This window comes from Streptomyces sp. NPDC059989 (assembly GCF_042736975.1).
In the GTDB taxonomy this organism is placed as follows: domain Bacteria; phylum Actinomycetota; class Actinomycetes; order Streptomycetales; family Streptomycetaceae; genus Streptomyces.
Genome location: NZ_JBHWUO010000006.1, coordinates 147654 through 174157 on the forward strand (window position 1 = coordinate 147654; position 26504 = coordinate 174157).

The 26504-nt window shown below is 71.8% G+C and carries 25 protein-coding genes; 5 read left to right on the forward strand and 20 right to left on the reverse strand.

Annotated elements, in window-relative coordinates:
* Positions 1–858 precede the first annotated feature (858 nt).
* Together ACFWBN_RS07810 and ACFWBN_RS07815 are read right to left on the reverse strand one after the other, a co-directional pair.
* The gene (locus tag ACFWBN_RS07810; RefSeq protein WP_385172199.1) at positions 859–1239 is read right to left on the reverse strand and encodes a PPOX class F420-dependent oxidoreductase; all 381 of its coding nucleotides are present in this window, start codon (positions 1237–1239) and stop codon (positions 859–861) included.
* A 9-nt stretch (positions 1240–1248) separates the two neighbouring features.
* Positions 1249–3999 (reverse strand): SpoIIE family protein phosphatase, encoded by a 2751-nt coding sequence (locus ACFWBN_RS07815; RefSeq protein ID WP_385172202.1) that lies wholly within the window; start codon positions 3997–3999, stop codon positions 1249–1251.
* Between the two features lie 157 nt (positions 4000–4156).
* On the opposite strand from ACFWBN_RS07815, the gene ACFWBN_RS07820 reads away from it, so the two are divergent.
* Positions 4157–4363 (forward strand): hypothetical protein, encoded by a 207-nt coding sequence (locus ACFWBN_RS07820; RefSeq protein WP_385172204.1) that lies wholly within the window; start codon positions 4157–4159, stop codon positions 4361–4363.
* Positions 4364–4586: 223 nt separating this feature from the next.
* Here the strand turns inward: ACFWBN_RS07820 and ACFWBN_RS07825 are convergent, their stop codons facing one another.
* A complete protein-coding gene (locus ACFWBN_RS07825) occupies positions 4587–4838 on the reverse strand; it encodes a helix-turn-helix domain-containing protein (protein WP_385172206.1) in 252 nt (83 codons plus the stop codon).
* 64 nt (positions 4839–4902) lie between these two features.
* Between ACFWBN_RS07825 and map the strand changes: the two genes are divergently transcribed.
* Positions 4903–5670, forward strand: a complete 768-nt coding sequence (gene map, locus ACFWBN_RS07830; RefSeq protein ID WP_385172209.1) for a type I methionyl aminopeptidase — start codon at positions 4903–4905, stop codon at positions 5668–5670.
* 24 nt (positions 5671–5694) lie between these two features.
* On the opposite strand, the gene ggt is transcribed toward map, so the two are convergent.
* Positions 5695–7494, reverse strand: a complete 1800-nt coding sequence (gene ggt / locus ACFWBN_RS07835; protein WP_385172212.1) for a gamma-glutamyltransferase — start codon at positions 7492–7494, stop codon at positions 5695–5697.
* A gap of 137 nt (positions 7495–7631) precedes the next feature.
* Between ggt and ACFWBN_RS07840 the strand changes: the two genes are divergently transcribed.
* Positions 7632–8357 carry a hypothetical protein gene (locus tag ACFWBN_RS07840; RefSeq protein ID WP_385172215.1) on the forward strand — a complete coding sequence of 242 codons (726 nt, stop codon included), beginning with the start codon at positions 7632–7634 and terminating at the stop codon, positions 8355–8357.
* Here the strand turns inward: ACFWBN_RS07840 and ACFWBN_RS07845 are convergent.
* From ACFWBN_RS07845 to ACFWBN_RS07870, 6 genes are all read right to left on the reverse strand, one after another.
* The gene (locus tag ACFWBN_RS07845) at positions 8317–9588 is read right to left on the reverse strand and encodes a cytochrome P450 (protein ID WP_385172218.1); all 1272 of its coding nucleotides are present in this window, start codon (positions 9586–9588) and stop codon (positions 8317–8319) included. The genes ACFWBN_RS07840 and ACFWBN_RS07845 overlap by 41 nt on opposite strands.
* Positions 9589–9659: 71 nt before the next feature.
* Positions 9660–10169: a GerMN domain-containing protein gene (locus ACFWBN_RS07850; protein WP_385172221.1), complete on the reverse strand. Its 510-nt coding sequence runs from the start codon at positions 10167–10169 to the stop codon at positions 9660–9662.
* A gap of 62 nt (positions 10170–10231) precedes the next feature.
* On the reverse strand, positions 10232–11689 hold the full coding sequence (locus tag ACFWBN_RS07855; protein WP_385172224.1) for an ATP-binding protein: 1458 nt from the start codon (positions 11687–11689) through the stop codon (positions 10232–10234).
* The gene (locus ACFWBN_RS07860) at positions 11686–12378 is read right to left on the reverse strand and encodes a response regulator (protein ID WP_385172226.1); all 693 of its coding nucleotides are present in this window, start codon (positions 12376–12378) and stop codon (positions 11686–11688) included. The genes ACFWBN_RS07855 and ACFWBN_RS07860 overlap by 4 nt, the downstream gene beginning before the upstream one ends.
* A gap of 39 nt (positions 12379–12417) precedes the next feature.
* Positions 12418–14019, reverse strand: a complete 1602-nt coding sequence (murJ, locus tag ACFWBN_RS07865) for a murein biosynthesis integral membrane protein MurJ (protein WP_385172416.1) — start codon at positions 14017–14019, stop codon at positions 12418–12420.
* A 152-nt stretch (positions 14020–14171) separates the two neighbouring features.
* Positions 14172–15335 carry a lipid II:glycine glycyltransferase FemX gene (locus ACFWBN_RS07870; RefSeq protein ID WP_385172228.1) on the reverse strand — a complete coding sequence of 388 codons (1164 nt, stop codon included), beginning with the start codon at positions 15333–15335 and terminating at the stop codon, positions 14172–14174.
* A gap of 247 nt (positions 15336–15582) precedes the next feature.
* Here ACFWBN_RS07870 and ACFWBN_RS07875 point away from each other — a divergent pair, with 247 nt between their 5' ends.
* On the forward strand, positions 15583–16752 hold the full coding sequence (locus ACFWBN_RS07875; RefSeq protein WP_385172419.1) for an Ig-like domain-containing protein: 1170 nt from the start codon (positions 15583–15585) through the stop codon (positions 16750–16752).
* A 122-nt stretch (positions 16753–16874) separates the two neighbouring features.
* Positions 16875–18479 (forward strand): CocE/NonD family hydrolase, encoded by a 1605-nt coding sequence (locus tag ACFWBN_RS07880; RefSeq protein WP_385172231.1) that lies wholly within the window; start codon positions 16875–16877, stop codon positions 18477–18479.
* Positions 18480–18548: 69 nt separating this feature from the next.
* Here the strand turns inward: ACFWBN_RS07880 and ACFWBN_RS07885 are convergent, their stop codons facing one another.
* The 10 genes from ACFWBN_RS07885 to ACFWBN_RS07930 all read right to left on the reverse strand — a co-directional run bounded on the left by ACFWBN_RS07885 (position 18549) and on the right by ACFWBN_RS07930 (position 26503).
* On the reverse strand, positions 18549–19430 hold the full coding sequence (locus tag ACFWBN_RS07885) for an amino acid ABC transporter permease (RefSeq protein ID WP_385172233.1): 882 nt from the start codon (positions 19428–19430) through the stop codon (positions 18549–18551).
* Positions 19427–20071 (reverse strand): amino acid ABC transporter permease, encoded by a 645-nt coding sequence (locus ACFWBN_RS07890; RefSeq protein WP_385172236.1) that lies wholly within the window; start codon positions 20069–20071, stop codon positions 19427–19429. Before ACFWBN_RS07890 ends, ACFWBN_RS07885 begins: the two co-directional genes overlap by 4 nt.
* Positions 20072–20087: 16 nt before the next feature.
* Positions 20088–20993 (reverse strand): glutamate ABC transporter substrate-binding protein, encoded by a 906-nt coding sequence (locus ACFWBN_RS07895; protein WP_385172239.1) that lies wholly within the window; start codon positions 20991–20993, stop codon positions 20088–20090.
* A 13-nt stretch (positions 20994–21006) separates the two neighbouring features.
* On the reverse strand, positions 21007–21750 hold the full coding sequence (locus tag ACFWBN_RS07900; protein WP_385172241.1) for an amino acid ABC transporter ATP-binding protein: 744 nt from the start codon (positions 21748–21750) through the stop codon (positions 21007–21009).
* Positions 21751–21856: 106 nt separating this feature from the next.
* On the reverse strand, positions 21857–22297 hold the full coding sequence (locus tag ACFWBN_RS07905; RefSeq protein ID WP_385172244.1) for a DUF6278 family protein: 441 nt from the start codon (positions 22295–22297) through the stop codon (positions 21857–21859).
* Between the two features lie 80 nt (positions 22298–22377).
* The gene (locus ACFWBN_RS07910) at positions 22378–23163 is read right to left on the reverse strand and encodes an exodeoxyribonuclease III (protein ID WP_385172246.1); all 786 of its coding nucleotides are present in this window, start codon (positions 23161–23163) and stop codon (positions 22378–22380) included.
* 30 nt (positions 23164–23193) lie between these two features.
* Positions 23194–23826: an MBL fold metallo-hydrolase gene (locus ACFWBN_RS07915; protein WP_385172249.1), complete on the reverse strand. Its 633-nt coding sequence runs from the start codon at positions 23824–23826 to the stop codon at positions 23194–23196.
* Positions 23827–23847: 21 nt separating this feature from the next.
* Positions 23848–24444 (reverse strand): hypothetical protein, encoded by a 597-nt coding sequence (locus ACFWBN_RS07920; protein ID WP_385172252.1) that lies wholly within the window; start codon positions 24442–24444, stop codon positions 23848–23850.
* Complete coding sequence (locus ACFWBN_RS07925) at positions 24441–25616, reverse strand: ROK family glucokinase (protein ID WP_385172255.1); 1176 nt, start codon at positions 25614–25616, stop codon at positions 24441–24443. The genes ACFWBN_RS07920 and ACFWBN_RS07925 overlap by 4 nt, the downstream gene beginning before the upstream one ends.
* The gene (locus tag ACFWBN_RS07930; protein ID WP_385172422.1) at positions 25613–26503 is read right to left on the reverse strand and encodes an ATP-binding cassette domain-containing protein; all 891 of its coding nucleotides are present in this window, start codon (positions 26501–26503) and stop codon (positions 25613–25615) included. Before ACFWBN_RS07930 ends, ACFWBN_RS07925 begins: the two co-directional genes overlap by 4 nt.
* Position 26504: the final 1 nt, after the last annotated feature.

The following is a 26504-nucleotide window of genomic DNA, read 5'->3' on the forward strand; positions in this document are numbered from 1 at the left end:
GGCGGGGAGATCGGGCTGCGGGGCGGAGTCCTGTGTGGGGTGGCCGGGGGGTGGGGTGAAGGGCTGGGGTTCCGGGGCCGCCGAGCCCGCGTACCGGGCGCCGCCGGCCCGGCGTGCCCCGCGCAGCCACCGGCCCTCGGCCCGGCCTACGGGCCTCTCGCCCCGCGGGGCTCGCTGCGTGGGCACTCCGGGCAGTGGCTCGGTCGGCTCCGGCCAGGCGGCCCACGCCCCGCCGGGCCCGCCCACCGACTGCGCCTCAGCCTCGTCGGGCAGTGGCCACGGGGAGCTGGTGGGTCCCGGCCCGGACCACGCCTCCGGTTCCGGGCGGGGCACGGTCGACAGGCGGGACGCCAGGTCCGCATGGCGGGACGCGGCGCGGGCGGCGTCGTCCTGGATCCAGGAGAGTTCCCGGGACAGCGCGTCCGCCTCCGCCGGGTCGTCGGTGGAGCCGAGTCGCGCCGTGAGGGCGCGCAGGGCCGCCTCCGACTCGGCCCGCTGGGCCGCCGAGGCCGCCAGCAGGGTCCGGAGTTCCTCCGTCCCGCCCGGCAGGCGGTCCCACGCGGCGACCGCCGCACCCCGAAGCTGGGCGGCGTATACGGTCTCCCGCGCCGCCGGCTCCGCCCCCAGGTCCCTCAGGAGCGACTCCACCACGTCCCAGGGCGGGATCGCGGCCCCGTCGAGGCAGGCCCGCATACCCTCCGGATCCCGGCGCAGGAACTCCCCGTACCAGCCTGCCCCGGGATCCAGTCTCTGCGTCAACCCCCGGAGATATTCGGCAAGTTGACTGATCACCAGCGAAGTCGCGGTCTCCATGACCGCATTGGACCCCACCAGTGTTACGGGCGGGCTACGGGCGCCTCAAAGCTTCACGGCGATCGCGGTGTGCGGCCGCTTCCCCCGCCGGGCCACCGCCGCGGGCAGATCCACCACCCAGAACTGCCAGGTGTACTTCCGGGACATCAGCCTGCGCACCCGCTTCAGCCCCGCCTCGTCCAGCAGCCGCGCCTCGCCCTCCAGCACGGGCGCCCCCTCCGCCACGCGCCCCCGGACGTCGCACGCGGAGACGGCGACCCGCCCGTCGTTGCCTATCCGCTTCACCTTCCACGAATCGCTGCGCGTCCATACGTACAGCTCACCACCGTCCGCCACCGCCCACACCGGGGTGGCGACGGGCGTGCCGTCCTTCCGGAAGGTGGTGAGACTGACGTACCGCGCCCTGCCCAGCTCTTCGAGGTCCATACCCCGACCCTACGGCCCCGGGCTCGACGGCTCCGGATCGCCCTGCGGCCGCCCCGGAGCATCCGGCAGGTCGAGCTCGAACCAGACCAACTTCCCCCCGTACCGTGAGACCGCACCCCAGCGGCGGGCGATCCGGTCGACGAGGAACACGCCCCGGCCGCCCTCGTCGGTGGCCCGCGCCCGGTGCAGGCGCGGCAGCTGCGGGAAGTCGTCGCCGACCTCGCAGCGCAGGACGTCCGTACGCAGCAGGCGCAGGGTCACCGGCCGCTCCGCGTACCGCACGGCATTGGTGACCACCTCGCTGACCAGCAGCTCCAGCGAGTCGCTCAACTCCTCCAGACCCCAGCGCGTCAGCGCACGGCGGGCGAACCGGCGGGCCCGGCCGGGCGCCGTCTCCTCCGGGTCCAGGAACCAGTACGCGAAGTCACCGGGCGCTATCCCGTCGAACCGGGCCGCGAGCAGCGCGATGTCGTCGTCCCGGTCGCCCGGGCCGAGCATGTCCAACACGTCGTCACACAGCGCCTCCGGCGCCGGCGGGTGCTCCAGGCCCGTCAGCTGGGCGGTGGTCGCCAGGCGCTCGCGGAGCTGCTCGATGCCGGTCCACACGTCCCGCAGCCGGGACTCCACCAGGCCGTCGGTGTACAGCAGCAACGTGGACCCGGGAGGGGCGTCCAGCTCGACCTCCTCGAAGTCCACGCCGCCTACGCCGATGGGGGCGCCGGGCGGTACGCGGAGCACCTCGGCGCGGCCGCCCAGGTGCAAGAGCACCGGCGGCGGGTGGCCCGCGTTCGAGAGGGTGATCCGGTGCGAGACCGGGTCGTACACCACGCACAGGCATGTCGCCATCAGCTCGCCGAGCCCCCGCGCCTGCCCGTCGAGCCGCTCCAGGATGTCCCGTGGCGGCAAGTCGAATCCGGCCAGGGTCTGAGCGATGCCGCGCAGCTGCCCCATGACCGCGGCGGCGGAGGGCATCGAATTGCCCATGACGTCGCCGACGATGAGCGCCACTCGGCTGCCGGGTAGCGCGATGGCGTCGTACCAATCACCGCCTCTCCGAGCCGGCTCCTGTGCGGGGAGGTAGCGCGCGGCGAGTCGGACGCCGGTCTGCTGCGGCAACGAGGCGGGCAGCATGCGGCGTTGGAGCTCCGTGGACGTGTCCGAATCGCGGGCGCGCTGCGCAGTGTCGTCCATGACCTGCATGGTGTGCGTCGCCAACCAGGCGGCGACGTGCAGGTCCTTCGCCAGGAAGGGTGGCCGGGCGGGGTGACGCACGAGGACGGCCGCACCCATGACCCGGCTTCGGCTGTGCAGCGGCGCGATGATCACCTGCCGTGGCCCGTCGGGCAGCGGACGCCCGGGGCCGACCAGCTCGACCAGCGCCGTCCGGGTGGCAGAGGTGTCGCAGAAGACCGGCCAGCCGTCGCACAGCACGTCGGCCAGGGCGCCGCTGGAGCCGACCTCGCACCGTTCGGCCGCCGGAGCAGGCTCGGCACCGGGCAGGAAGATGGTCTGGTGCCCCCGCAGATCCGTCCGGAGCGTTCCCCTGAACCGCAGGACGAGCGGGTCCCATGCGGGCCGGTACGCCTGCGGCTGATCACGCAGGTGGAGCAGGATCTCGTTCGAGAAATCGGGTACGGGTAACTGTCTCAGCCCTCGCATGATGGTGATCAATTCCTGGTCGACCCCGTCGACGGACGGGTCCAGGATCCCGGTCGGCCACAGGACGGAGGAGTTGTGCGGAGTTGTGCGGAACAACTCCTCATCCCCTGGGTCCGGCACGCCGGCATCCCGCCTCACGGCCTGTCCGGGGATGATCGTGCCGCCGTCTCCGGCGCCGCCGATCGGGGCTTCCCCCAGACCCACGTCCTCGGCCGCGCCCTCGACCGCCTCGTGCTCCCGGTCCAACACGTCGCGGGCCCTTTGCAGGACCGCGTCGACCTGGTCGAGGGCGGCATCGCCCGCCGTCACGCCCTCGGGGTCGGGGAGCTGGATCCCGGCCTCGTCCCGGGAAGGACCGGGAGCTCCGGCGTCGGCCCGTAGGTCACGCAGCTCCTCCTCCAGCCTGCTGATCTGCCGGGCGGCGTGATCGGCGACCTGCTGCGCCCTGTCTCGCTCGCCCTCGGCGCGTGCGAGCTGGGTGCGGAGGTCCTCCGTCTGCTGCTGCGCGCGATCGAGGCGGCTCGCTGCCGTCCGCACGTCGCCCGGGGCCGATGCGGTGGACGTGCGGAGCACGTCCAGTTGCCGGCTCAGTCGGGCGACATGGGCCTGGGTCTGGCCCAGCAGGGCGAAGAGCAACGTGGAGACCTGCAAGGCCTGGAGGCGGGCCTGTTCGCTGACCTCGAATGCTTGGCGTACGCGGTTCAGCTCCTCCAGCGCGGCGATCGTGCGCTGTTGGGCCTCGACCAGGTCGTAGGCCGAACGGGAGGGGGTGGGGGCTTCGTTCGCCGCGGTCCACAGCGGTCGGATCCGATCGAGTCGTTCGGCCGTCTGCTGTCCGGTCTCGTCCGGGAAGCAGACGTCGGCGACGGCTTCGGCGAGTTCCCAGGCGAGCCCGACACCGTTGAGTTGTTCCCGCAGGCGCCACACCGGGGGCACGGAGCCACTGCCGAAGTGCTCCGGGGTGAGGAGTCGGTGGAGCTTGGCCACCGGGACGTTGGAGGTGTCGAGCCAGCTCCGCAGGACGTGCACGAGATCGTTGATCTCCCTGCTCGTGCCGCGAGCCTCCGCCCACGGACGTCCGGGCCGCTTTGCCGTCCCCACGACCGCCCCCTTCCCGGCGAGGTTGTTCATCGGACAACCCCACGTTGTCGCGCGAACAACATCCAACCGGTTCATCGGCAGGCGCGGGGGGTGGATCGTCGAATCATGCCGGTACGAAGCCGTACCGCGTCCCACGGAAAGATCTTGGAGGGGAGCCGTGAATGTCACCCACGCCGCGATGGTGGCCATGACGATCGGACTGGCGGTGGTCTTCTCGTTCCTGGTGGCCGGCGCCGCGTTCGCCGTTGCCCGTTGGAGCGGAAGCCCGGTACCCGAGTGCGTGTCCCGGTCCGGCAAGGCGTTCGCGACGACGCTGACCGTCATCAGTGCCGTTCTGGTGGTGGTGCTCACCACCGTCACGTAGGCGGCCGCGACGGCGGTCCTGGCGTTCACCGACCACAGCAGGCCGCGAGGAGCAGGCCGGCCGCGAGGAGCGCGCCGAGGAGTCCGAGACCGAGTCGCTGGGGTGCGTTGGTGGCTGACACGCCTTCACGCTTGCCCCGCGTCCCGGTCGTCGCACCGCCGATTGGTCCGTTCGGCCGCCGCGCCCGCCCGAACGGCTAGGCCGGAGCGGCCGGTCGGAGCAGCTAGGCGGGAACGACGGCGCAGCGCCTCAGTACCTCGTCGAGGGAGAGGCCGAGCGCCTCGGCGAGGGCGGCGACCGTGAAGAAGGCGGGGGTGGGCGCCCGGCCGGTCTCGATCTTGCGGAGGGTCTCGGCGGAGAGCCCGGCGCCGGCCGCGACCTCGACCATGCTGCGGCCGCCGCGGGCCTCGCGCAGCAGGGCGCCCAGACGCTCGCCGCGCTCGCGCTCTTCGGGGGTGAGGGGGGTACGGACCATGGCCACATCCTACCCCGCGCACCAATAAGTATCCCGTTATAGTTATACCGGTATAGTAATTGGCATGGTGGAACTGAAGACAGACCGACAGATCGACGAGATGCGCGCCGCGGGCCGCGTGGTCGCGCACGCCCTGGCCGCCGTACGGGAGGCCGCGCACGTCGGGGTGTCCCTGCTGGACCTGGACCGGGTGGCCCGCGAGGTGCTCCACGAGGCGGGCGCGGCCTCGCCCTTCCTGGGCTACCGGCCGCGGTTCGCGCCGGTGCCCTTCCCCGGCGTGGTGTGCGCGTCGGTCAACGACGCGATCGTGCACGGCATCCCCGACGGGTACCGGCTGCGCGACGGCGACCTGGTCAGCATCGACTGCGGGGCGAAGCTCGGCGGCTGGGCCGGCGACGCGGCGGTGAGCTTCACCGTCGGCCGGGCCCGCCCCGCCGACCTCCGGCTGATCGAGGCCGCCGAGGCGGCCCTCGCGGCGGGGATCGCCGCCGCCGTGCCCGGCAACAGGATCGGGGACATCGCCCACGCCGTCGGCACGGTCGGCCGCGCCGCCGGCTACGGCATCCCGGACTGCTTCGGCGGGCACGGCATCGGCCGCAGCATGCACGAGGACCCGGGCGTGCCCAACGAGGGCCCGCCGGGACGCGGCATGAAGCTGCGCCCCGGCATGGTCCTCGCCATCGAGCCGATGCTGATCGCCGGCGGTACGGACGACTACGGGTGCGACGGCGACGGCTGGACCCTGCGCACCCTCGACGGCAGCCGCGCCGCGCACGCGGAGCACACGGTAGCGATCACCGCCGAGGGCCCGAGGATCCTCACCTCGCCGTAGCGGTCCCCGGGCCTCCGCGCGGCGCTACGGCTTTCCGTGCGGGTGGACGACCATGGCCGAGCCGCCGCCCCGTCGGCTCGTCTCGGCCGCGGCCAGCCAGCGGCCGTCCGGCAGCCGCTGCACGCCGGTCGCGGCGCCGATCTCCGGGTTCTGCCGGAAGCCCTGGCCGATGGCCTCCAGCTCGGCGCGCAGCGGGCTGTTCCACAGCCCCGGCTCCAGCTCGGTGGTGGTCTGGTTGCGCTGGCTGGCCCGCGGCGCGGCGATGGCGTCGACCAGCGGCAGGCCCCGGTCCAGGTGGCCGATCAGGGTCTGCAGGACGGTGGTGATGATGGTGGCGCCGCCCGGGGAGCCCACCGCGAGGACCGGCCGCCCGTCGTCGAGCACGATGGTCGGGGACATGGACGAACGCGGGCGCTTGCCGGGACCGGGCAGGTTCGGGTCCGGGACACCGGGCGCGGCCGGCGCGAAGGAGAAGTCCGTCAGCTCGTTGTTGAGCAGGAAGCCGCGGCCCGGGACGGTGATCGCGCTGCCGCCGGTGGACTCGATGGTGAGGGTGTAGGAGACCACGTTGCCCCAGCGGTCGGCGACCGTCAGGTGGGTGGTGTTCTCCCCTTCGTAGGTGGTCGGGGCGGCCTGCCCGGTGGTGGCGCAGGGTGCGGGGCTGCGCGGGTCCCCGGGGGCGAGCGGGCTGGTCAGCGCCTGGTCCGGCTTGATCAGGCAGGCGCGAGAGTCGGCGAAGCGCTGGGACAGCAGTTCGCGCGTCGGCACGTTCTCGGCGGCCGGGTCGCCGACCCAGCGGCCGCGGTCGGCGAAGGAGATCCGGGAGGCCTCGATGAACCGGTGCAGGTACTGCGCCTCGGACAGCCGGGAGAGATCGGTCCCCTCCAGGATGTTCAGCGCCTCGCCGACGGTGGTGCCGCCGGAGGAGGAGGGCGCCATGCTGTAGACGTCCAGGCCGCGGTAGCCCACCCGGGTCGGGGCCTGCCGCTTGGTCGCGTACGCGCGCAGGTCGCCGGTGGTCAGGTCGCCGGGCCGGACGTTGCGGGTGGCCGCCGGGTCCACCGGGGGCTTGCGGACGGCCTGGACGATGTCGTCGGCGATGGGGCCCTTGTAGAGGGCGCCGGTTCCCTTGCGGGCGAGTTCCGCGTAGGTGGCGGCCAGGTCCGGGTTCTTGAAGGTGGAGCCGACCACCGGCAGGGCGCCGCCCGGCAGGAACAGCTTCCGGGTGTCGGGGAAGTCCTTGAACCGGTCCTGGTTGGCCTCGGTCTGGGCCCGGAAGGTGGAGTCCACGGTGAAGCCGTCGCGGGCCAGTTTCTCGGCGGGCCGCAGCAGTTGGCCGAGCGGGCGGCTGCCCCAGGAGTCGAGTGCGCTCTTCCAGGTGGCCGGGGTGCCGGGGACGCCGACGGAGCGGCCGCTGGTCTGGCCCTCGGCGAAGGGGATGGGGACGCCGTTCTCCTGGAAGAGGGTGGCGGTGGCCGTGGCGGGGGCGGTTTCGCGGCCGTCGATGGTCTGTACGCGGCGGGACTCGGCGTCGTAGTAGACGAAGTAGCCGCCTCCGCCGATGCCGGCCGAGTAGGGCTCGGTGACGCCGAGCGCGGCGGCGGTGGCGACGGCCGCGTCGACGGCGTTGCCGCCGGAGCGCAGGACGGCGATGCCGACGGCGGAGGCGTCCGCGTCGACGCTGGCGACGGCCCCGCCGTAGCCGGCGGCGACCGGCACCTTGCCCGGGGTTGCCGGGGCCGAAGGCGGGGCGGCGGCTCCGGTCGAGACGAGCGCGGCGGCGAGGGCCAGCAGCGGTAACGTACGGGCGGCGGAACGGTGCATCCGGACCTCCAGTGGCAGCGTGCGCCGAGCCTATCGGCCACCCCGCCGTCCCGTCAGGGAGTCGCCCCGTCCGTGCAGTTCACGAGGCCCGGCACCGGCTGGTGACCCTCCCGATCGGATGCCCTAGCATCCGGCGCATGAACGACGACGTGCGCAACATCGTGTTGGGGGTGATAGCCACCGCCCTCAGTGGCGGGTTCGGCTGGTTCACCCGGACCTACCAGTGGCGCCGCGCGCTCCGCCGCAAGCAGGTCTTCTTCGGCCTGCCGACCGGCTCCGACTGCCTGTTCGTGGTCAACCGGCAGATGGGCGGCACCGATTCCTCGCTGCACCGCAACGACGCCTTCGCGCTGCTGGAGATCTCCGCCCTGATCAAGGACTGCGGGGCGAACGTCCAGATCGTCACCCATGACGCGGCCCGGCAGGGCTTCGGCGAGCGCGCCGAGTTCTGTGTCGGCGGGCCGGTCTCCAACACCAGGACGACGGCGCACCTGGCCTCCATGCTCCCGGGGGTGCGGGTCGACGTCTCCACCGAGCCCGGACCGGACCGGGGTTCGATCAACGTGGGCGGGGAGACGTACCGCTGGGAGAAGGGCCAGGTCGAGTACGTGCTGCTGGCGCGGCTGACGACCGGGCAGGGCTCCCGGCCGGTGTTCCTGCTGTCGGGGCAGACCGCCAACAGCAACCAGGCCGCGGCCCGCTACCTCGCCCGGCACCACCGGCAGCTGGCCCGCAAGTACGGCGGCGAGTCCTTCTGCGTGCTGCTGAAGGTGATCAACTCCGACGCCTACGGGCCGGATGTGACGGAGCTGGTGGCCGATGTCACCCGCGAGGCCCGCACACCCGCAGCGGCAGTCGCGTGATCCCGTTGATGAAGTTCGAGACCAGCCGCCGCGGCGGGCCCGCGAGTTCGGGCGGCGGCATGGCCGCGCACCACTCCTCGTAGAGGGTGCGCAGCTGGAGCCTGGCGAAGTGGGCACCCAGGCATACGTGCGGGCCGTCCCCGAAGGAGACGTGCGGGTTGGGCGCCCGGCCGAGGTCGAGGCGGTCGGGGTCGGTGAAGACGCGCTCGTCGTGGTTGGCGGAGGCGTGGAAGACGACCACCTTGTCCCCGGCCCGGATCGGCTGCCCGGCCAGCTCGGTGTCGGCGGCGGCCGTGCGGCGGAAGCTGAGCACCGGCGGGTGGACGCGCAGGAGTTCGTCGACGGCCCGCTCCACCGGGACGTGCCCTGCGGCGAGCCGCCGGTAGGCGTCCGGGGCGTGGGCGAGCGCGAGCAGCCCGCCGGGGGCGGCGCTGCGCACGGTGTCGTTGCCGGCGACGGTGAGCAGGAAGAAGAACATCTCCAGCTCCGCCGGGTCGAGCCGGGCCTCGGCGAGGGCGGTCATCACGTCGTCGCCGGGGTGCGCCCGCTTGTGGGCGGCCAGTTCGCGGGCGTACGCGAACATCTCGCCGAGCAGCGCCGGCGAGCGCGGGTTCAGCGGCTTGCCGTCCGGGCCGAGCCGGGGTGCGGGCGCGTCCTCGGGATCCTGGTAGCCGATGACCCGTACGGTCCACTCCAGCAGCAGGCCCCGGTCGGCGGGCGGGACGCCCAGCAGGTCGGTGAGGTTGAGCAGCGCGTACTCGTCGGTGACGGTGCGCACGAGGTCGGCGGCCCCCTCCTCGGCCTGGTCCCGGGCGGCGGCGAGCAGGCTGCGGGCGCGGTCCCGCACCCGCCCGGCGAAGGCGTCGACGCGGGCGGGGGTGAAGGCGCGGGAGACGAGCCGCCGCAGCCGTCCGTGGTCCCCGGCGGCCTTGTCCGGGTCCTGGTTGAGCATGGTGCGCCGTAGGAAGGGCAGGTCGGCCGGGTCGGGGTCGCGGATCTGGGTGGCGCCCAGCCAGGAGGAGTAGGTGCGGTGGTCGCGCAGGACGCGGACGACGTCGGCGTGCCGGGTGACGGCCCAGAAGCCGGGGCCCGCGGGCCAGCCCCGGATCTCCGGCTCGGCCTGCCAGGCCACCGGGTGGTGCTCGCGCAGCAGCCGGTAGCGGGCGTGCGGGACGCCCTCGGCGTAGATGCGGGGGTCGAAGACGTCGGGCACGTCCGCGGCGGGGTCCATGGGGCCACCGTGACGGGTGCGCGGCCCCGCCCGCAAGGGGCCGACGGCGTGCCCGCGCCCGTGGACGACCGTCAGCTCACCAGCTCGCACTCGGCGGGGCTGAGCGCGGTGTCGGTGCCCCGGAGGGTGACCCGGTTCAGGGTGCCCGGGGCGCCGGCGAAGGCGAGGGTGCACACGAGCTGGCCGCGGGCCAGCTCCGACAGGTCGCCCACCTTGAACGGCAGCTGGGCCGTGACCAGTTCGCTGTCCGCCGGCTCGGCGAACGCCACGCTTGCCTGGCGCGCGTCGCCGGGCGGGGGCAGCGCCGTGGTGAGCCCGGCCTCCCGGGCGCGGCCGGCCGGGCCCGCCAGCAGCATCTGGAGGAGCGAGGCGGCTTCCATCCGGTAGCCGTCCGAGAACACGGGGGCCGGGACGAGCCGGTCACCCTCGCGCGAGACGAAGTAGAGGACGGGGCCTCCCGCGCCCGGTACCTCGACGGTGGCGGCGTGCCCGCTCTCGATCACCCCGGTGGGTTTGATCCCGCATCCGGCGAGCAGCAGGGCGCAGCCCGCCAGCGTCGCGGCCGCAGCGCCGCCCCGCATCCACCCCTTCCGCGCCTTCCGCGCCTTCCATGCCTTCCATGCCTTCCATGCCTTCCGCGCTGTCATTCCCGGGCCTCCAGCGGCATGTCGAGGGTGAACACCGCTCCCCCGGCCGGACCGTTGCCCGCCAGCAGGGTGCCGCCGTGCAGGCGGACGTTCTCCAGGGTGATGGCGAGCCCGAGGCCGCTGCCCGCGGAGCGGGTGCGGGCGGCGTCGGCCTTGAAGAAGCGGTCGAAGATGTGCGGCAGCACCTCGGGGGCGATGCCGGGCCCGCTGTCGGCGACCTCGATCAGCAGCCGCTCGCCGTCCTTTGCGCCCGGCGCCGTCCGTACGGTGACGCGGACGGGGGCTCCGCCGTGGCGCAGGGCGTTGCCGACGAGGTTGGCGAGGATCACGTCGAAGCGGCGCGGGTCGAGCCGGGCGCGGACCCCGGCCGGCAGCTCGGTGAAGACGGTGAAGACGCTGCCGTCGTCCCAGCGCCGCCGTTCCAGGGTCTTGGCCACGGCTTCGGCGACGTCCACGTCGTCGAGGTTGAGCTCGGCGGCGCGGGCGTCGAAGCGGGAGATCTCCATCAGGTCCTCGACGAGGACGGCGAGTTTGCCGGTCTCGGCGCTGACCAGGCGCAGGGCCTTGGCGGTGTCGGGGTCGAGCTGCTCGGCGTCCTCGTCGAGCACTTCGGTGACGGCGAGCATTCCGGCGAGGGGCGTGCGCAGTTCGTGGGAGACGTCGGAGGCGAACCGGCGGGCCCGGGTCTCCGCCTCCTGGAGCTCGCGGACCGACTGCTCCAGGGCGCGGGCCGTCTCGTTGAAGGTGCGGGCGAGGCCGGCGAGTTCGTCGGCGCCCCGCACCTCGATGCGGGTGTCGAGGCGGCCGCGGCCCAGCCGCTGGGCGGCCCGCCGCATGTCGCGGACCGGCCGCAGCACGCTGCGGGCGGCCAGCAGCGCGGGGACCACGGCGATGGCCAGGCCCGGCACGGCGCCCGTCTGGGCGGCCTCGACCATGGCCTGGACGGTCTGCTTCTCGTCGGACAGCGGCATGCTGGCGAAGAAGAAGGCCCCGGTGGGCTCCTCGTACCCGTTGTGGTGGAAGCGGGCGGCGACACCGAAGGTGAGGTACGTGTTGCCGCCCTTCAGCTCGACCCGCTGGAAGGCGCCGTACTGGTTGTCGCGCACCTTCTGGCGCAGGGTGTCGGTGATCGCGCCGGAGGCGGCCCAGCCGCTGTTGGCGGAGGCGCGGAGGCTGCCGTACTCGCCGAAGACGCTCCACGGGTGCGGTTTGGCCCGTTTCCCGAGATCGATGACGACCTTCTGGAGGTCCTCCTGGGTCATCGGGAGCTTCAGGGGCTGCTGTTCGAGCTGGTCCCGCAGGGTGTTGAGGGCGGTGTCCTGGCTCTGCTTGAGGATGGCGGTGCGCGCCTGCTGGTAGGTGAGGGCGGCCGTGGTCACCGCGCTGATCGCGGCGACCAGCAGGAAGGCCGCGATCAACCGGGTGCGCAGGCCCAGCGGCGCTATGCGCCTCACGACGCCTGCAGGGGCCCGAAGCGGTAGCCGAAGCCGCGCACGGTCTGGATGTAGCGGGGGCTGCGGGCCGGGTCCTCGATCTTGTGGCGCAGGCGGCGGACGCAGGCGTCCACCAGCCGGGCGTCGGCGTGGTAGCTGTGGTCCCAGACGTACTCCAGCAGCTGCTGGCGGGAGAAGACCTGTTCGGGAGAGGCCGACAGGTGCAGCAGGAGCTTGAGCTCGCTGGGGGCGAGGGGGACGCGCTCGCCGTTCTTGGCGACGGTCAGTCCGCTGCGGTCGACGGCGAGCTCGCCGTGGTGCTCGACCTCGGGACGGGCGCCGACGGGGTCTATGAGCCGGCGCAGTACGGCTTTGACGCGGGCCTCTATGACCTCGGTGCGGGCGGGTTTGACGATGTAGTCGTCGGCGCCGGCCTCCAGGCCGATGACTATGTCGAAGTCGTCGCCGCGCGCGGTGAGCATGATGATCGGGACCTCGCTGGTCTCTCGGATCCTGCGGCAGACCTGCACGCCGTTCATCCCGGGCAGCATCAGGTCGAGCAGGACCAGCTCGGGGCGGAAGGAGGCCATCAGGGCGAGGCCCGTCTCGCCGTCCTCGGCGACGCTCACCTCGTGGCCGCGGCGGCGCAGGCCGAGGCCCACGCCTTCGCGGATGGAAGGGTCGTCCTCGATCAGCAGTACGCGTGGCATCGGGTCAGTATCCCAGGGTGGTTCAGCGCCTTCGTCCCTCTAACGGCCGATGCGGCGCCGCAGGGAGTCCAGCTGGTCGGTGATCTCCGTCAGGCGCAACGGCCCGGCGAGGAGGACGACGACGAGCAGCAGCACCGCGGTTCCCGCCCCGACCGCGGCGAAGTCCCCGAACCGGTCGGCGAACCGGGCGGCGGCGTATCCGGCGGCGGCCGCAGGTACGCAGGCGGCCAGCACCCGCAGGTGGGTGCGTACGGCGGTGGCGCGGCGTTCGGTACGGGTCCCCGCGCGCGGGCCGAGCCTGCGGGCGAGGGTGTACGCGGTCACGGCGGCGCCCGCGAGGAAGGCGACGGAGGAGGCCGCGGCCATGCCGGTGACCGCCCAGCGCGGGGGCAGCAGGAAGTACGCGGCGGCCGACAGGGCGGCGTTCGACGCGGCGATGACCAGGTTGAGGAAGAAGGGGGTCCGGGTGTCGGACAGGGCGTAGAAGCCGCGCGAGAGCACGTACTGCGCGGAGTAGGCGATCAGGCCGGGCGCGAAGGCCACCAGCATGCCCGCCATGACCTCGACGTCGGCGGCGCCGGTGCGGCCGTAGCCGAAGACGGCGCCGATCACCCAGGGCGCGAGGGCGGCGAAGAGCGCGGCGGCGGGGACGACGAGGGCGGCGCTGGAGCGCAGCGCGTAGGAGACGTCCCTGCGCACGGCGGCGAGGTCGCCGTCGGCGGCGGCAGAGCTCATCCGCGGCATCAGGGCCGTGACGAGCGAGACCGTGATGATGCCCTGCGGGACCATCCACAGCTGGTAGGCGTTGCTGTAGGCGGTGTAGCCGGCGCCGCCCGCGAGGCCGGCCTCGACGGCGTGCTGTCCGGTGGTGGTGGACAGCCGGGTGACGACCCAGTAGGCGATCTGGTTGGTGAAGACGAGCATGACCAGCCAGCCCGCGTTGCGCAGCGGGCGGCCGAGGCCGCTGCCGCGCCAGTCGAAGCGGGGGCGCCAGCGGAAGCCGGCGGCGCGCAGCGAGGGGACCAGGGCCAGGGCCTGGATGACGATGCCCGCGGTGGTGCCGAGGCCCAGCAGCCGGGTGTCGGCGGCGGTGAGACCGTCCGCGGCGTCGTGGGAGAGGTAGAGGAAGAGCCCGAAGACGCCGATGATCACGAAGTTGTTGAGGACCGGGGTCCACATCATCGCGCCGAACCGGCCGCGGGCGTTCAGCACCTGGCCGAGCAGGGTGAACAGCCCGTAGAAGAGGATCTGCGGCAGGCAGTACCGGGCCAGCGCCACGGTGGTGTCCGCCTGGGCTCCGCTGTAGTCGGTGTACGCCGAGACGATGAGCGGGGCGGCGAGGACCGCGACGGCGGTGAGCGCGACGAGGGCCGCGGTGCAGGCGGTGAGCAGCCGGTCGGTGTAGGCGGAACCGCCGTCGGCGTGCTCCTTGGCGGCGCGCACCAGCTCGGGCACGAAGACGGCGTTGAGCGCGCCGCCGATGAGCAGCATGTAGATGATGTTCGGGACCGTGTTGGCGACGGCGTAGCCGTCGCCGGTCAGTCCGGTGCCGAGGGCGGCGACGACGACGGCGGAGCGGACGAAGCCGATGGCGCGGGAGACGATCGAGCCGGCCGCCATGAGCGCGCCGCTGCGCAGCACGGAGGTCTTCTTCGGCGCGGGAGCGGCTCCGTCGCCGGCAGCGGTCCCGCTGCCGGCGACGGTGTCGCTGGCGGCAGCGGTGTCGCCCTGGGGTGCGCCGGGACCGCCGTGCGGCGCGGTCGTCGCGGCGGCCGCGGCCGTGGTGCCGTGGGTCACCGGCGGGCCATGTAGGCCTGGAACGCCTTGTAGAGCGCCGTGTTGGCGTATCCGTCCATCGGGGTCTCCCACTCTCCGAGCGTCTCGACGACCTGCCCGCCGGTGCCGAGCTTCCAGCGCAGCAGCCCGAAGGAACGTTCGTCGGGGTCGAGGGTGGAGGGTACCCCGCGCATGTCGTATTCGTCCGCTCCGAGGTCGTGGGCTTCGCACATCATGCGCCACTGAAGGGCGTTGCTGGGGCGGACCTCGCGGCGGTGGTCGGCGGAGGCGCCGGTCTGGTACCAGACCCGCTTCCCTGCGACGATCATCGTGTGGGCGGCGAGGATCTCGCCCTGGTGGATGCCCAGGTAGAGCCGCATCCGGCCCGGTTCCTCGGCGTTGAGGACCCGGTACTGCTGCTCGTAGTACGCGAGGGAGCGGCCGAGCCGGAAGCCGTCGCGCTCCTCGGTGATCCGCAGCAGCCGGTAGAACTCGGGCAGGTCGGCCGAGGTGCCGAGGACCGTCTCCACGCCCGCCTTTGTGGCCTTGCGCACATTGCGCCGCCACTCCTGGTTCAGGCCCGACCACAGCTCGTCGCGGGTGCGGCCGGCCAGCGGCACGCGGAAGACGTGGCGGGGCTGGGCGTCGCCGTCGTCCTCGCCGCCGCAGCGTTTCCAGCCGCGGGTGCGCAGCCGGTCGGCGAGGGCGGCGCCGACGGGGTCGACCTCGGTGGCGAGCACGTCGGATATCTGCCGGCCGGGCCCGGTGGCCGATTTGACGGTGGCGGCGTCCCAGCGGCGGTAGGCGGGGGTGGGGCCGATGCGGACGGCGAAGGCCCCGGCCGCCTTCAGGTGGCGCATGAGGGGGGTGAGCCAGCGGTCGATGTACGGGTCGGACCAGTCGGCCACGGGACCCTCGGGGAGGTACGCGAAGTATTTGCGGGTGCCCGGGAATTGGCGATAGAGAACGAGTCCGGCCCCGACGAGGGTCCCGTCGGGCAAGTGCCATCCGACCCTTTCCGAGCGCCAAAGGTCCTTCACCTCGGCCCAGGACGGGTATTGGAGAAAGCTCGCGTTCCGGTTCCGCGAAAGGAACCACTTGTATTCGGAGACGGACAGGGCGCGCACCCTCAGCTCCTGGTCCTGATCCTGCTGAGCGGTCGTCACGAGCAGTGCACACACGGCTGACGGCCTTCCTGTTCGGTCCGAAGGGGTATGCACAGGACTCTCACAGCCGCCCGTGACCGACGTGCGCGGCGATTGTGACCGGACGATGACCGTTTTGCTGCGGTCCATGTCACAGGAGAAATACCGATCTTTTCCCCCGGTTCCGCAACCTAAAGTCGCTCTGTCCGCTCCTAGTTTGCGGACGTTCATTACCACCACCACTTGAAGGGGCCCTTCGTTGAGCCGCACACGCCGCACCGCCATGGCGGGCACCGCACTTCTGGCCCTCGCGCTGACCGCCTGCGGGGGCGGCTCGGGATCGGCCGGCAGCGGGTCCGGCACGGCGGAGATCAAGCCGAAGCCGGACATGGCGATCTCCGTGAACCTCACGGGCGATCAGGTCAAGGCCGGTGAGCCCGTGAAGGTGACCCTCGCCGACGGCAAGTTCTCGCTGGTGAAGGTGACGGACGGCAAGGGTGGGGAGCTGCCCGGACAGATATCCGCCGACGGCAGGACCTGGACCTCGGAGCGCAACGCCTCGCCCGGCACGGACTACAAGGTCGAGGCGCAGAACACCGACAGCCAGAGCGCGACCACCCAGTTCAAGACCTCCGCCGCCGACAAGGTGAACAAGGTCTCGATCAACATCACCAAGGGCATCACGGTGGGCGTGGCCATGCCGGTCTCGCTGGTCTTCGACAACCCGGTCAAGAACAAGGCCGAGGTGGAGAAGCAGCTGAAGGTCACCACCTCGGACAACACCGAGGGTTCTTGGGGCTGGTTCAAGGACTACTCCGGCAAGGACCGGGTGGACTGGCGGCCGAAGGACTACTGGAAGTCCGGCACCGACGTGAAGGTCGAGATGAACCTGAACGGCGTGGACTCCGGCCCGGGCGGCGGACTCTTCGCGCGGGACTACAACACCGAGTTCAAGATCGGCAAGGACCGCCGGATGGAGGTCAGCCTCGACACCAAGAAGATGAAGGTGACCGAGGACGGCCAGACGGTGAAGACCATCCCGATCTCGGCCGGCACCCCGGGCGGCAAGAAGGCCTCCTGGTCCGGGAAGATGGTGCTGATGTCGAAGGAGGGCACCATCCGGATGGACTCCCAGACGGTGGGCCTCGGTGACGCCTACGACAAGATGGTCGACTACTCGATGCGGCTGACCTGGTCGGGCATGTACGCCCACGCCGCACCGTGGAACAGCGCCAACTTCGGCAGCGCCAACACCAGTTCGGGCTGCGTGGGGATGAGCGACGCCAACGCCGCGTCCTTCTACGCCGAGGTGCAGGTCGGCGACCCGTTCGAGGTCGTCGGCGAGGGCTCGAAGGGCAACGCCGACATCGGCAACGGCTACGGCGAGTGGAACCTCTCCTGGGACCAGTGGAAGGCCAAGAGCGCCCTGTCCGGCGCTCCGCAGAACGGCTGAGCGATCCACTGACTCTCGTTCAATCGTTACCAGTGCGTAACTTACCGATGGGTTACTTTCGGTAACCCCCTCCCGTTACCGTCGGGTCACTTTGACGACCCGGCGTACGCGAGGAGCGATTGATGGACCGCACCCACCGCACCACCACCGCCGCAGCCGTGGCAGCCCTGCTGGCGGCAGCCGCCCTGGGCCTGGCCCCCCACCAGGCCCAGGCGGCTCCCGCCGCCTCCGCGACCGCCTCCGCCGACGCCCGGGCAGCCTCGTCGGGGCTGACCTTCCACGACATCCCGGGCTCCGGAGGCATCACCCTCAAGGGCAACGTCTTCACCCCGGCCGGCGCCAAGGCCGGCCAGAAGTACCCCCTGATCGTGCTGCCCACCAGCTGGGGCATGCCGCAGATCGAATACATCGCCCAGGCCAAGCAGCTCGCCGACTCCGGCTACGTCGTGGTCAGCTACACCTCCCGCGGCTTCTGGCTCTCCGGCGGCATGATCGAGGTGGCCGGCCCGCCGGACATCGCCGACGTCTCCGCCGTCATCGACTGGGCCCTCGCCACCACCCCGGCCGACGCCGCCCGCATCGGCCTCGGCGGCGTCTCGTACGGCGCGGGCATCAGCCTGCTGGCCTCCGCGCACGACCCGCGCATCAAGGCCGTGGTCGCGCTCAGCGGCTGGGCCGACCTCATCGAGTCCATCTACTCCGGCCGCACCCAGCACCTCCAGGCCGCCGGAATGCTCGGCGCCGCCGGCTACCTCACCGGCCGCCCCGGCCCCGAACTCCAGCGGATCCTCGGCGACTTCCTCGGCTCCGAGCTGGAGAACGAGCAGGCGATGATCGACTGGGGCAGGAAGCGCTCGGCCGCCGAGCAGGTGGACCGGATCAACGCCAACGGCGCCGCGATCATGCTGGGCAACGCCTGGGGCGACACCATCTTCCCGCCCAACCAGTACGCCGAGTTCTTCGGGAAGCTGACCGGGCCCAAGCGCCTTGAGTTCCGCCCAGGCGACCACGCCACCGCCGAGGCCACCGGCCTGCTCGGCCTGCCCAACGACACCTGGACCAACGCCCACCGCTGGTTCGACCGCTACCTCAAGGGCGAGCGCAACGGCGTCGACACCGAGGCCCCGGTGCAGATCAAGTCCCGCAGCAACGACGGCTACGAGGGCTACGCCGACTGGAAGTCGGTCGGCTCCGGCGGCACCGAGAAGCTCGCGCTCTCCGACAGCGAGCACCTCTTCGCCAACGTGGACTCCGGCGCCAACGGCGGGATCCTCTTCCTCTCCAGCATCCTCGACCAGTTCGTCAAGGCGCCCCCGACCGCCTCCGTCCCGCTCCTCCCCCGCGCCTTCGCCGCGGTCTGGCAGTCGGAGCGCTACGGCGAGGACCGCCGGGTCCGCGGCACGGCCCGGCTGCACACCACCGTCACGCCCACGAAGGCCGACGGCACCTTCGTCGCGTACCTCTACGACGTCGGCCCGCTCGGCATCGGCAAGCTGGTCAGCAACGCCCCGTACACCTTCCACGGCCGCACCCCCGGGCAGGCGTTCGGCGTGGACCTGGAGCTCTTCTCCACCGCCTACGACGTGCCCGCGGGCCACCGGCTCGCCCTCGTCGTCGACACCGTGGACCCGCTCTACATCGAGCACAACCCCACCGGCGCGCAGCTGACCTTCTCCTCGCCGCGCACCGATCCCTCGTACGTCTCGGTGCCGCTGCGCGAGCAGTGATCCACGGCTGCTGCCGGGGTGGGGGTCCCCCACGCCCCCTGGGCCCAGGGGGTGGGAGGCTCTTGGGGGCTACTCCCGGCCCGGCAGCACCACTCCCGGCTCGGCCGGGGCGACCTCCACCGCCTTGGTCTTGGGGCTGCCCCGCTCCCGCCGGGCCACCCAGGTGGCGAACCAGGACAGCAGGATGCACATCCCGATGTAGATCGGCGAGATGATCATCACGACCGGGATGAAGGGCAGGTCGTAGTCGAGGTTGGAGGCGATCAGCTTGCCCGCGTGCAGGAACTCCTCATAGGTGATCAGGTAGCCGAGCGAGGTGTCCTTCAGGGCCACCACCAGCTGGCTGATGATGGTGGGCAGCATCGCCCGGACCGCCTGCGGGGCGAGGACGTGGGTCATCACCTGCGTCTTGCGCATGCCGAGGGCGTACGCGGCCTCGCCCTGCCCCCTGGCCACCGAGTTGATGCCAGTACGGAAGACCTCCGCGAGCACCGAACCGTTGTAGAGGGCCAGCCCCGCCACCAGCGCGGGCAGCGGCTGGACCTTCAGCGCGACGAAGATGAAGAAGATCATCACCAGCACCGGCATGGCCCGGAAGAACTCCACGCACAGCGTCGACAGCCAGCGGACCGGCCGGTGGACCGAGAGCCTGCCGGTGGCGAGCACCGCGCCGAGCACGAGCGCGAGCACCGAGGCGTAGGCGAAGGCCTTGAGGGTGTTGCCCAGGCCCTTGAGCAGCAGCTCCTGGATGCCCTCGTAGGTGAACGGGCCCCACTTGGAGGCGGTGAACTGCTGGGTGTCGAAGAGCAGGTAGAGGATCCAGGCCAGCAGTCCGAGGATCACCGCGGTCGACAGGAGCCCGTAGAGGAAGTGCCGGCGCCGGGCCTGGGGGCCGGGGATGTCGTAGAGGGCGGTGGACTGCATGTCCCCGTGGAGCGCGTGCGCGGTCATCGGGCGACTCCGAAGCGCTTCTCCAGCACGTTGAAGAGCGCGCTGATGGACAGGGTGATGATCAGGTAGCCGACGGCGATCCAGACGAAGGTCCAGATGATGCTGTAGCCCAGCTCGTTGAGGGTCTTGTACGTGCCCAGCAGCTCGGTGACGCTGAAGGCGCCGGCGATCGCGGAGTTCTTGGCGAGCGCGATCAGGGTGGAGCCGATGGGCGGGATGACGGAGCGGAAGGCCTGCGGGAGGACCACCGTGCCGAGCGTCTGGCCGAAGGACATCCCGAGGCTCCGGGCGGCCTCGCCCTGGCCCTTGGGCACGGTGTTGATGCCCGAGCGCAGGGCCTCGCAGATGAAGGCGGACGTGTAGCAGCCGAGTGCGAGGACGGCGAACAGCTGGAAGGGCAGGACCAGTCCGAAGCGGGGCAGGCCCAGCAGTACGGCGAAGAAGAGCAGGGTGAGCGGGGTGTTGCGCAGGATGGTGACCCAGACCGTGCCGAAGACCCGGAAGGAGCCGACGGGTGCGACGCGGAAGGAGGCCATGACGAAGCCCAGGACCAGGGCGAGGAGGGAGGCGTAGACGGTCAGCTCGACGGTGCCGAGGAACCCCTTCCCGTAGAGCGCGAAGTTCTCGGTGAGTACGTCCATGGCGGTGTCCTCTCCCTCAGCCCGCCGGGTAGCGGTCGATGGGCGGCGGCGTGGGGGCTGGCACCCCGGACAGGCCGAGCGTGGCCTCGTAGGCCTTCTTCCAGTTGCCGTTCTTCTCGTTCGCCTCCAGGGCGTCGTCGAGCGCGAAGCGCAGGGCGTTGTCGCTGCGCGGGACGCCGATGCCGTAGGGCTCCTTGGAGAAGGGCTTGCCGACGACCTTGAGCTCCTCGGGGACCTTGGCCGCGTAGCCGAGGAGGATGGAGTCGTCGGTGGAGACGGCGTCGACCTGGTAGGTGAGCAGGTTGTCCACGCAGACCGAGTAGGTGTCGTAGGCGACGAGGACCGCCTTGGGGAACTCCTTCTGGAGCCGCTGGTACGGGGTGGAGCCGGCGGCCGAGCAGACCTTCTTGCCCGCGAGGTCCTCGGGGCCCTTGATGTCCTTCTCGTCCCTGCGGACCAGGAGGGACTGGCCCGCCATGAAGTAGGGACCGGCGAAGCCGACCTGCTTCTTGCGGTTGTCGTTGATCGTGTAGGTGCCGACGTAGTAGTCGATCTGGCCGTTCTGCAGGGCCGTCTCGCGGTTGGCGGAGGCGATCGTCTTGAACTCGATGGTCTTGGGGTCGAAGCCGAGCGAGGCCGACATCATCTTGGCGATCTCGATGTCGAAGCCGGAGTAGCCGCCGCTCGCGGGGTCCTTCTCCCCCATGTACGGCTGGTCCTCCTTGGCGCCGACCACGAGGTGGCCGCGCTTGCGCGCCTTCTCCCAGGTGCGGGATTCGGGCAGCCGGAAGGCGGTGTCGACCTTGTACGCGGGCAGGTCCTCGGGCTGTGGTCCCTTGACCGGCGGGCTGCCGGACTTGCCGCAGCCGGTGGCGGCGGCGAGCAGGACCACGGCGAGGGCCAGTGCGCGGAGGTGTCTCATCGGCCGGCCCCCCTCAGTGCTTGAGGATCTTGGAAAGGAAGTCCCTGGCCCGCGCGCTCTCGGGTGCGGTGAAGAACTGCTCCGGGGTCCGGTCCTCGACGATCCTGCCGTCGGCCATGAACACGACGCGGTTGGCGGCGGAGCGGGCGAAGCCCATCTCGTGGGTGACCACGACCATGGTCATGCCCTCTTTGGCCAGCTGTTGCATGACCTCCAGCACCTCGTTGATCATCTCCGGGTCGAGCGCGGAGGTGGGCTCGTCGAAGAGCAGGGCCTTGGGGTTCATGGCGAGGGCGCGGGCGATGGCGACGCGCTGCTGCTGGCCGCCGGAGAGCTGGGCGGGGAACTTCTCGGCCTGGTCGGCGAGGCCGACGCGCTCCAGGAGCTCCCGGGAGCGCTTGTCCGCCTCCTCCCTGCGGCGTTTGCGGACCTTGATCTGCGCGAGGGAGATGTTCGCGAGGACGGTCTTGTGCGCGAAGAGGTTGAAGGACTGGAAGACCATCCCGACCTCGGCGCGCAGGTGGGCCAGTTCCTTGCCCTCGGCGGGCAGCGGCTGTCCGTCGAGGAGGATGGTGCCCGATTCAACGGTTTCGAGCCGGTTGATGGCCCGGCACAGCGTCGATTTCCCCGAGCCGGAGGGGCCGATGATCACCACCACCTCCCCGCGGCCGACGGTGAGGTTGATGTCTTGGAGTACGTGCAACTGTCCGAAGTGCTTGTTGACGTCCCGCAGCTCGATCAACGGATCGACGGCCATGCGCTGCCCTGCCCACTTGTCGGTGTCGAGGTCAGCGCAAACTATCCAGCCCAGGAAGGGCACTTCACTTCGACACGCCTAAAAGGGACATAAAGCTCGCCGCGGGTCAGCCCTCCGAGGCCTCGGCGTAGGCCTGGCTGAGCTCGGGGGAGCCGGTCATCGCCCACGAAACGCCCGATTCGATCACGTTCAGCTCCCGGCCCGAGGCCAGCCGGATCACCGGCTGGCCGTTGGGCCAGACCTGCCAGCCGGCGCCCGCGATGGTCCGGATGATCACGGTCCCGAGGTAGAAGCCCGCGTCGTTGCCGAGCCAGGGCACGATCTCGGGATCCCGCCGCCAGCGGGGCATCAGCTGGTCGAGCGCCTCCAACGAGGCCTGGGTCTCGTCCAGTTCGAGCCCGGCCGCCCTCGCCTGGACGCGCAGCATCTCGCACTCCGAGAACAACTCCGCGACGCCCTCGGGATCATCCGCCAGGGCGGCGGCGAGACCCGCACCCTGTTCCGAATCGTGCCGGTTCAGCCAGTTGTCCAGGAAAGGGATGTTCATACCGCCCAGCGTCGCACCGGGATCCGCCGCTGGCCACAGGGCGCGCCTGGACACGCTCCGATGCCGCGGCGGTCACAGCACTAGCGGTCGAGGTCCAGGTCCACGACGACGGGCGCGTGGTCCGAGGCGCCCTTGCCCTTGCGCTCCTCGCGGTCGACGTAGGCGTCGGTGACGGCCTTGGCGAAGGGCTGGTTTCCGTACACCAGGTCGATGCGCATGCCCCGGTTCTTGGGGAAGGCGAGCTGGCGGTAGTCCCAGTACGTGTACGGACGGTCGTACTTGAGGGGGCGCGGCACCACATCGGAGAGCCCGGCGCCGCGCAGTGCCTCCAGGGCGGCCCGCTCGGCGGGGGTGACGTGGGTCAGGCCCGCGAAGACGGCCGGGTCGTAGACGTCCTCGTCGGTCGGGGCCACGTTGAAGTCGCCGAGCACGGCGAAGGGGCGGGGGCCGGCCGCGTCCTCGGCGACGGCGGTGGTCAGGGCGCGGAACCAGTCCAGCTTGTAGCCGTAGTGGTCGTGCTCGACCTCGCGCCCGTTGGGCACGTAGACGGACCAGACGCGGACCCCGCCGCAGGTGGCGGAGATCGCGCGGGGCTCGTCGACGTCCTCGTAGAAGGGGCCGCCGGGCAGCCCCGTGACCACGTCGTCGAGGCCGACCTTGGAGAGCAGGGCCACGCCGTTCCACCGGCCGGTGGCGTTGACGGCCGATTCGTAGCCCAGCTCGCGCAGCGCGTCGTGCGGGAACTGCTCCGCGGAGCACTTGGTCTCCTGGACGCACAGGACGTCCGTACCGGAGCTCTCCAGCCAGGCCAGCAGGCGGGGCAGCCGGGCGGTGATGGAGTTGACGTTGAACGTGGCAATACGCATGCGTCCCAACCTACCGCCCGGCACCGACAGTCACAGGTCGGCGCTGTCCCCGGCGGTGAGTCGGCCGTGGTCGGTGCCGCCCAGGGCGTCCAGGGCCTTGTCGTAGATGGGGCGGGCGATGTCGGCGAGGTAGGCGTCGTGGATGTCGATGGCCCGGCGCGGCTTGACCTCGCGGAGGTAGTCGATCACCTCGGAGACCTTGTTCCAGGGCGCGTGCACCGGGAGCATCAGCGTCTCCACCGGGGCCCCGGGCACGGTCAGCGCGTCCCCGGGGTGGAAGAGCGAAGCGTCCACCAGGTAGCCGACGTTCGTGATCCGCGGCATGTCCGGGTGGATCACCGCGTGCAGTTCCCCGTGCACCTGGACCTCGAACCCGGCGGCGGCGAAGGCGTCGCCGTGGCCCACGGTGTGCACCCGGCCCGGGTAGGCGGGGGCCAGCTTCTCCGCGACGCTGCGCAGGGTCCACAGCTCGGCCGCCGGGTTCGCGTCGAGGGCGGCCCGCAGCCGGCCCTCCTCGAAGTGGTCGGGGTGTTCGTGCGTGACCAGCAGGGCGTCCGCCCCGAGGCCCGCGTCCGGTTCGCTGAAGGCGCCCGGGTCGATGACGAGCGTGCGCCCGTCCTTCTCCAGCTGAACGCAGGAGTGCAGCCGCTTGGTGAGCTTCATGATCCAAGGCTAGGGGGTGTCTTACGGGGTGGTGGTGGAAACCACGTAGACCTTGGGCTGCTCCGGGTCCGTGAGGTCGACCGTGATGTCCCGGGTGGGGCGCGGGTTCGGCTGCTCCAGGGTGATCCCGTACCAGGAGGCCTTCGGGCTCCAGCTCCAGCCCGCGACCTCGGCGTCGTGCGGGGAGATCGCGACCTCCCCCTGGTTCAGCGCGGCCCGGCTGGTGCCGACGGAGGCGAGGAAGCCGTCCAGGTCCGCCGGGGTGACCGCGAACGCGGTGAAGAGCCGGCTGGTGCGCCAGTTGTTGGTCTCCAGGAACCCGACCCGCCAGGCCTTGTCCGGGATGGGGACCTCGTAGATGCTGCGCTGCACCTTCGAGGGCCAGCCGGGCCGCACCTTGGTGGCGCCGATCTTCGCGGCCTTGTCGCGGCCGCTCTCGCGGCTCTGCTGGGTGGAGATCGCCAGGTAGCCCGCGGGCACGCCGATCAGCAGCACGATGATGATCGCGGTGATCCAGCGGCGCTTGACGACGTGCCTGCGGTCCTCGGCGGTGGGCGGCCGAGTGCCGCCCCCGTCGGGGGCGGAGGCCTGGCGGGGCAGGGTGGGCGGGGGTGTCACGCTTTCGGTTCCTGGTCCTCGGGGCCGGTGGTGTCGCGCCGGCCCAGCTGCTGCGCGTAGCGCTCGTACCGTTCGTAGCGCTCCACGCGGCGGCGGGTGGCGCGGCGGAAGCGGCGGGCGACCAGTCGGGCGAGGTCGGCGGCTCCGACCATACCTGCCTCGGGGCCGAGCTGGGCCTTGGCGATCCGGGCCTCGGGCCGGTAGCCGCGGCCGGTGAGGTGGCGGCGGAAGGCGTCCCGGGCGGGGCCGATCAGCAGGTCGTCGGCGGCGCTGACGCCGCCGCCGATGACGAAGCAGGCGGGGTCGAGGGCGGCCGCGAGATTGGCGATGCCGACGCCGAGCCACTGGCCGATGTCCTGGAGCAGCTCGACGCACATGGCGTCGCCCTCGCGGGCCAGTTCGGTGATGAGCGGCCCGGTGATCTCCTGGACGTTGCCGCCGACTCTGGCGATGATGTTGTACGCCACCGGGGAGTCGGCGGCGGCGAGCTCGCGGGCCTCGCGGACCAGGGCGTTGCCGGAGCTGTACTGCTCCCAGCAGCCGCGGTTGCCGCAGGGGCAGCGGTGGCCGCCGGGGACGACCTGCATGTGGCCGAACTCACCGGCGACCCCGTACCGGCCGCGCTTGACCTGGCCGCCTTCGAGGATGGCCCCGCCGATGCCGGTGCCCAGCGTGATCATGACGAGGTGGTCCTCGCCGCGCCCGGCGCCGAAGCGCCATTCCGCCCAGGCGGCGGTGTTGGCATCGTTGTCGACCATGACCGGGACCGCGAGCCGGGACTGCAGGGCGTCGCGCAGCGGCTCGTCGCGCCAGGCCAGGTGGGGTGCGAAGAGCACCCGCGAGCGGTCGGCGTCGACCCAGCCGGCCGCCCCGATGCCCACCGCGTGCACGTCGTGCCGGTCGGAGAGGTCCAGGACCAGCTCGACGATGGTGTCCTCGACGACCTTGGGGCTCTTGGACTTGTCCGGGGTCTCGGTGCGGATCTTCTCCAGGATGATGCCGTCGGCGTCGACCACCCCGGCCATCACCTTGGTGCCGCCGATGTCGATGCCGACGGTCGGGACGCGCGGGGCGGTCAGGTGCGACCGGCGCTCACGGGTGCCGATGGTCCGCAGGACGGTGCCTCGCGCCGAACCCCGGTGGGCGAGCGTGAAGTCCCGGTACGTGCTCATCGAGTCGTGTCGTCCCTCGTGGGTGCGGTGGTGCCGGAGGTGTCGTCTGGCCCTGCTGAGCCCGATGACCCTGATTCTGCCACTCGCTCCAGTTCGTGGCTCAGTTCGTCGAGCTCGGAGCCGCCCGCCATCTGACGGGTCAGCTCGTCGAGGGTGATCGAGTCGCGGGTGTGGCTGCCCGCCATGGTGCCGCGCTTGAGGAGCACGAACCGGTCCCCGACCAGGTGGGCGTGGTGCGGGTTGTGGGTGATCAGGACCACGCCGAGGCCCGCGTCACGGGCTGCGGCGACGTACTTGAGGACGACGCCGGACTGCTTGACGCCGAGGGCCGCGGTGGGCTCGTCGAGTACGAGGACCTTCGCGCCGAAGTGGACGGCGCGGGCGATGGCCACGCACTGCCGCTCGCCGCCGGAGAGGGTGCCGATGGGCTGGTCGACGTCGCGCAGGTCGATGCCCATGCGCAGCAGCTCGGCGCGGGTGGTCTCGCGCATGAGCTCCACGTCGAGGCGGCGGAAGGGGCCGCGGCCCCTGGTCGGCTCGGAGCCGAGGAAGAAGTTGCGCCATACCGGCATCAGGGGGACGACGGCCAGGTCCTGGTAGACGGTGGCGATGCCGCGGTCGAGGGCCGCGCGCGGGTTGGCGAGCACGGTCTCCTCCCCCTCGATCTCGAAGGATCCGGCGTCGTGCCGGTGCAGCCCCGCGATGATCTTGATGAGGGTGGACTTGCCGGCGCCGTTGTCGCCGAGGACGCAGGTGATCTCGCCGGCCGACACCTCCAGGGAGACCCCCTGGAGCGCGCGGATGTTGCCGTAGTACTTGCTGACGTCGGTCAGCTTCACCAGGGCGGGCGGGGCCTTCTCGGCGGTCTTCTCGTGGGACACGGTCATC

What these genes read in the sequence shown, in the direction of transcription:
- ACFWBN_RS07840 (WP_385172215.1), top strand. Translation starts at nt 7,632, where the DNA reads ATGAACGACGACGTGCGCAACATCGTGTTGGGGGTGATAGCCACCGCC.
- ACFWBN_RS07875 (WP_385172419.1), top strand. Translation starts at nt 15,583, where the DNA reads ATGGCGGGCACCGCACTTCTGGCCCTCGCGCTGACCGCCTGCGGGGGC.
- ACFWBN_RS07900 (WP_385172241.1), bottom strand. Translation starts at nt 21,750, where the DNA reads ATGGCCGTCGATCCGTTGATCGAGCTGCGGGACGTCAACAAGCACTTC.
- ACFWBN_RS07825 (WP_385172206.1), bottom strand. Translation starts at nt 4,838, where the DNA reads ATGGTCCGTACCCCCCTCACCCCCGAAGAGCGCGAGCGCGGCGAGCGT.
- ACFWBN_RS07880 (WP_385172231.1), top strand. Translation starts at nt 16,875, where the DNA reads ATGGACCGCACCCACCGCACCACCACCGCCGCAGCCGTGGCAGCCCTG.
- ACFWBN_RS07885 (WP_385172233.1), bottom strand. Translation starts at nt 19,430, where the DNA reads ATGACCGCGCACGCGCTCCACGGGGACATGCAGTCCACCGCCCTCTAC.
- ACFWBN_RS07910 (WP_385172246.1), bottom strand. Translation starts at nt 23,163, where the DNA reads ATGCGTATTGCCACGTTCAACGTCAACTCCATCACCGCCCGGCTGCCC.
- ACFWBN_RS07845 (WP_385172218.1), bottom strand. Translation starts at nt 9,588, where the DNA reads ATGGACCCCGCCGCGGACGTGCCCGACGTCTTCGACCCCCGCATCTAC.
- ACFWBN_RS07860 (WP_385172226.1), bottom strand. Translation starts at nt 12,378, where the DNA reads ATGCCACGCGTACTGCTGATCGAGGACGACCCTTCCATCCGCGAAGGC.
- ACFWBN_RS07895 (WP_385172239.1), bottom strand. Translation starts at nt 20,993, where the DNA reads ATGAGACACCTCCGCGCACTGGCCCTCGCCGTGGTCCTGCTCGCCGCC.
- ACFWBN_RS07810 (WP_385172199.1), bottom strand. Translation starts at nt 1,239, where the DNA reads ATGGACCTCGAAGAGCTGGGCAGGGCGCGGTACGTCAGTCTCACCACC.
- ACFWBN_RS07925 (WP_385172255.1), bottom strand. Translation starts at nt 25,616, where the DNA reads ATGAGCACGTACCGGGACTTCACGCTCGCCCACCGGGGTTCGGCGCGA.
- ACFWBN_RS07890 (WP_385172236.1), bottom strand. Translation starts at nt 20,071, where the DNA reads ATGGACGTACTCACCGAGAACTTCGCGCTCTACGGGAAGGGGTTCCTC.
- ACFWBN_RS07915 (WP_385172249.1), bottom strand. Translation starts at nt 23,826, where the DNA reads ATGAAGCTCACCAAGCGGCTGCACTCCTGCGTTCAGCTGGAGAAGGAC.
- ggt (WP_385172212.1), bottom strand. Translation starts at nt 7,494, where the DNA reads ATGCACCGTTCCGCCGCCCGTACGTTACCGCTGCTGGCCCTCGCCGCC.
- ACFWBN_RS07930 (WP_385172422.1), bottom strand. Translation starts at nt 26,503, where the DNA reads ATGACCGTGTCCCACGAGAAGACCGCCGAGAAGGCCCCGCCCGCCCTG.
- ACFWBN_RS07905 (WP_385172244.1), bottom strand. Translation starts at nt 22,297, where the DNA reads ATGAACATCCCTTTCCTGGACAACTGGCTGAACCGGCACGATTCGGAA.
- ACFWBN_RS07850 (WP_385172221.1), bottom strand. Translation starts at nt 10,169, where the DNA reads ATGCGGGGCGGCGCTGCGGCCGCGACGCTGGCGGGCTGCGCCCTGCTG.
- map (WP_385172209.1), top strand. Translation starts at nt 4,903, where the DNA reads ATGGTGGAACTGAAGACAGACCGACAGATCGACGAGATGCGCGCCGCG.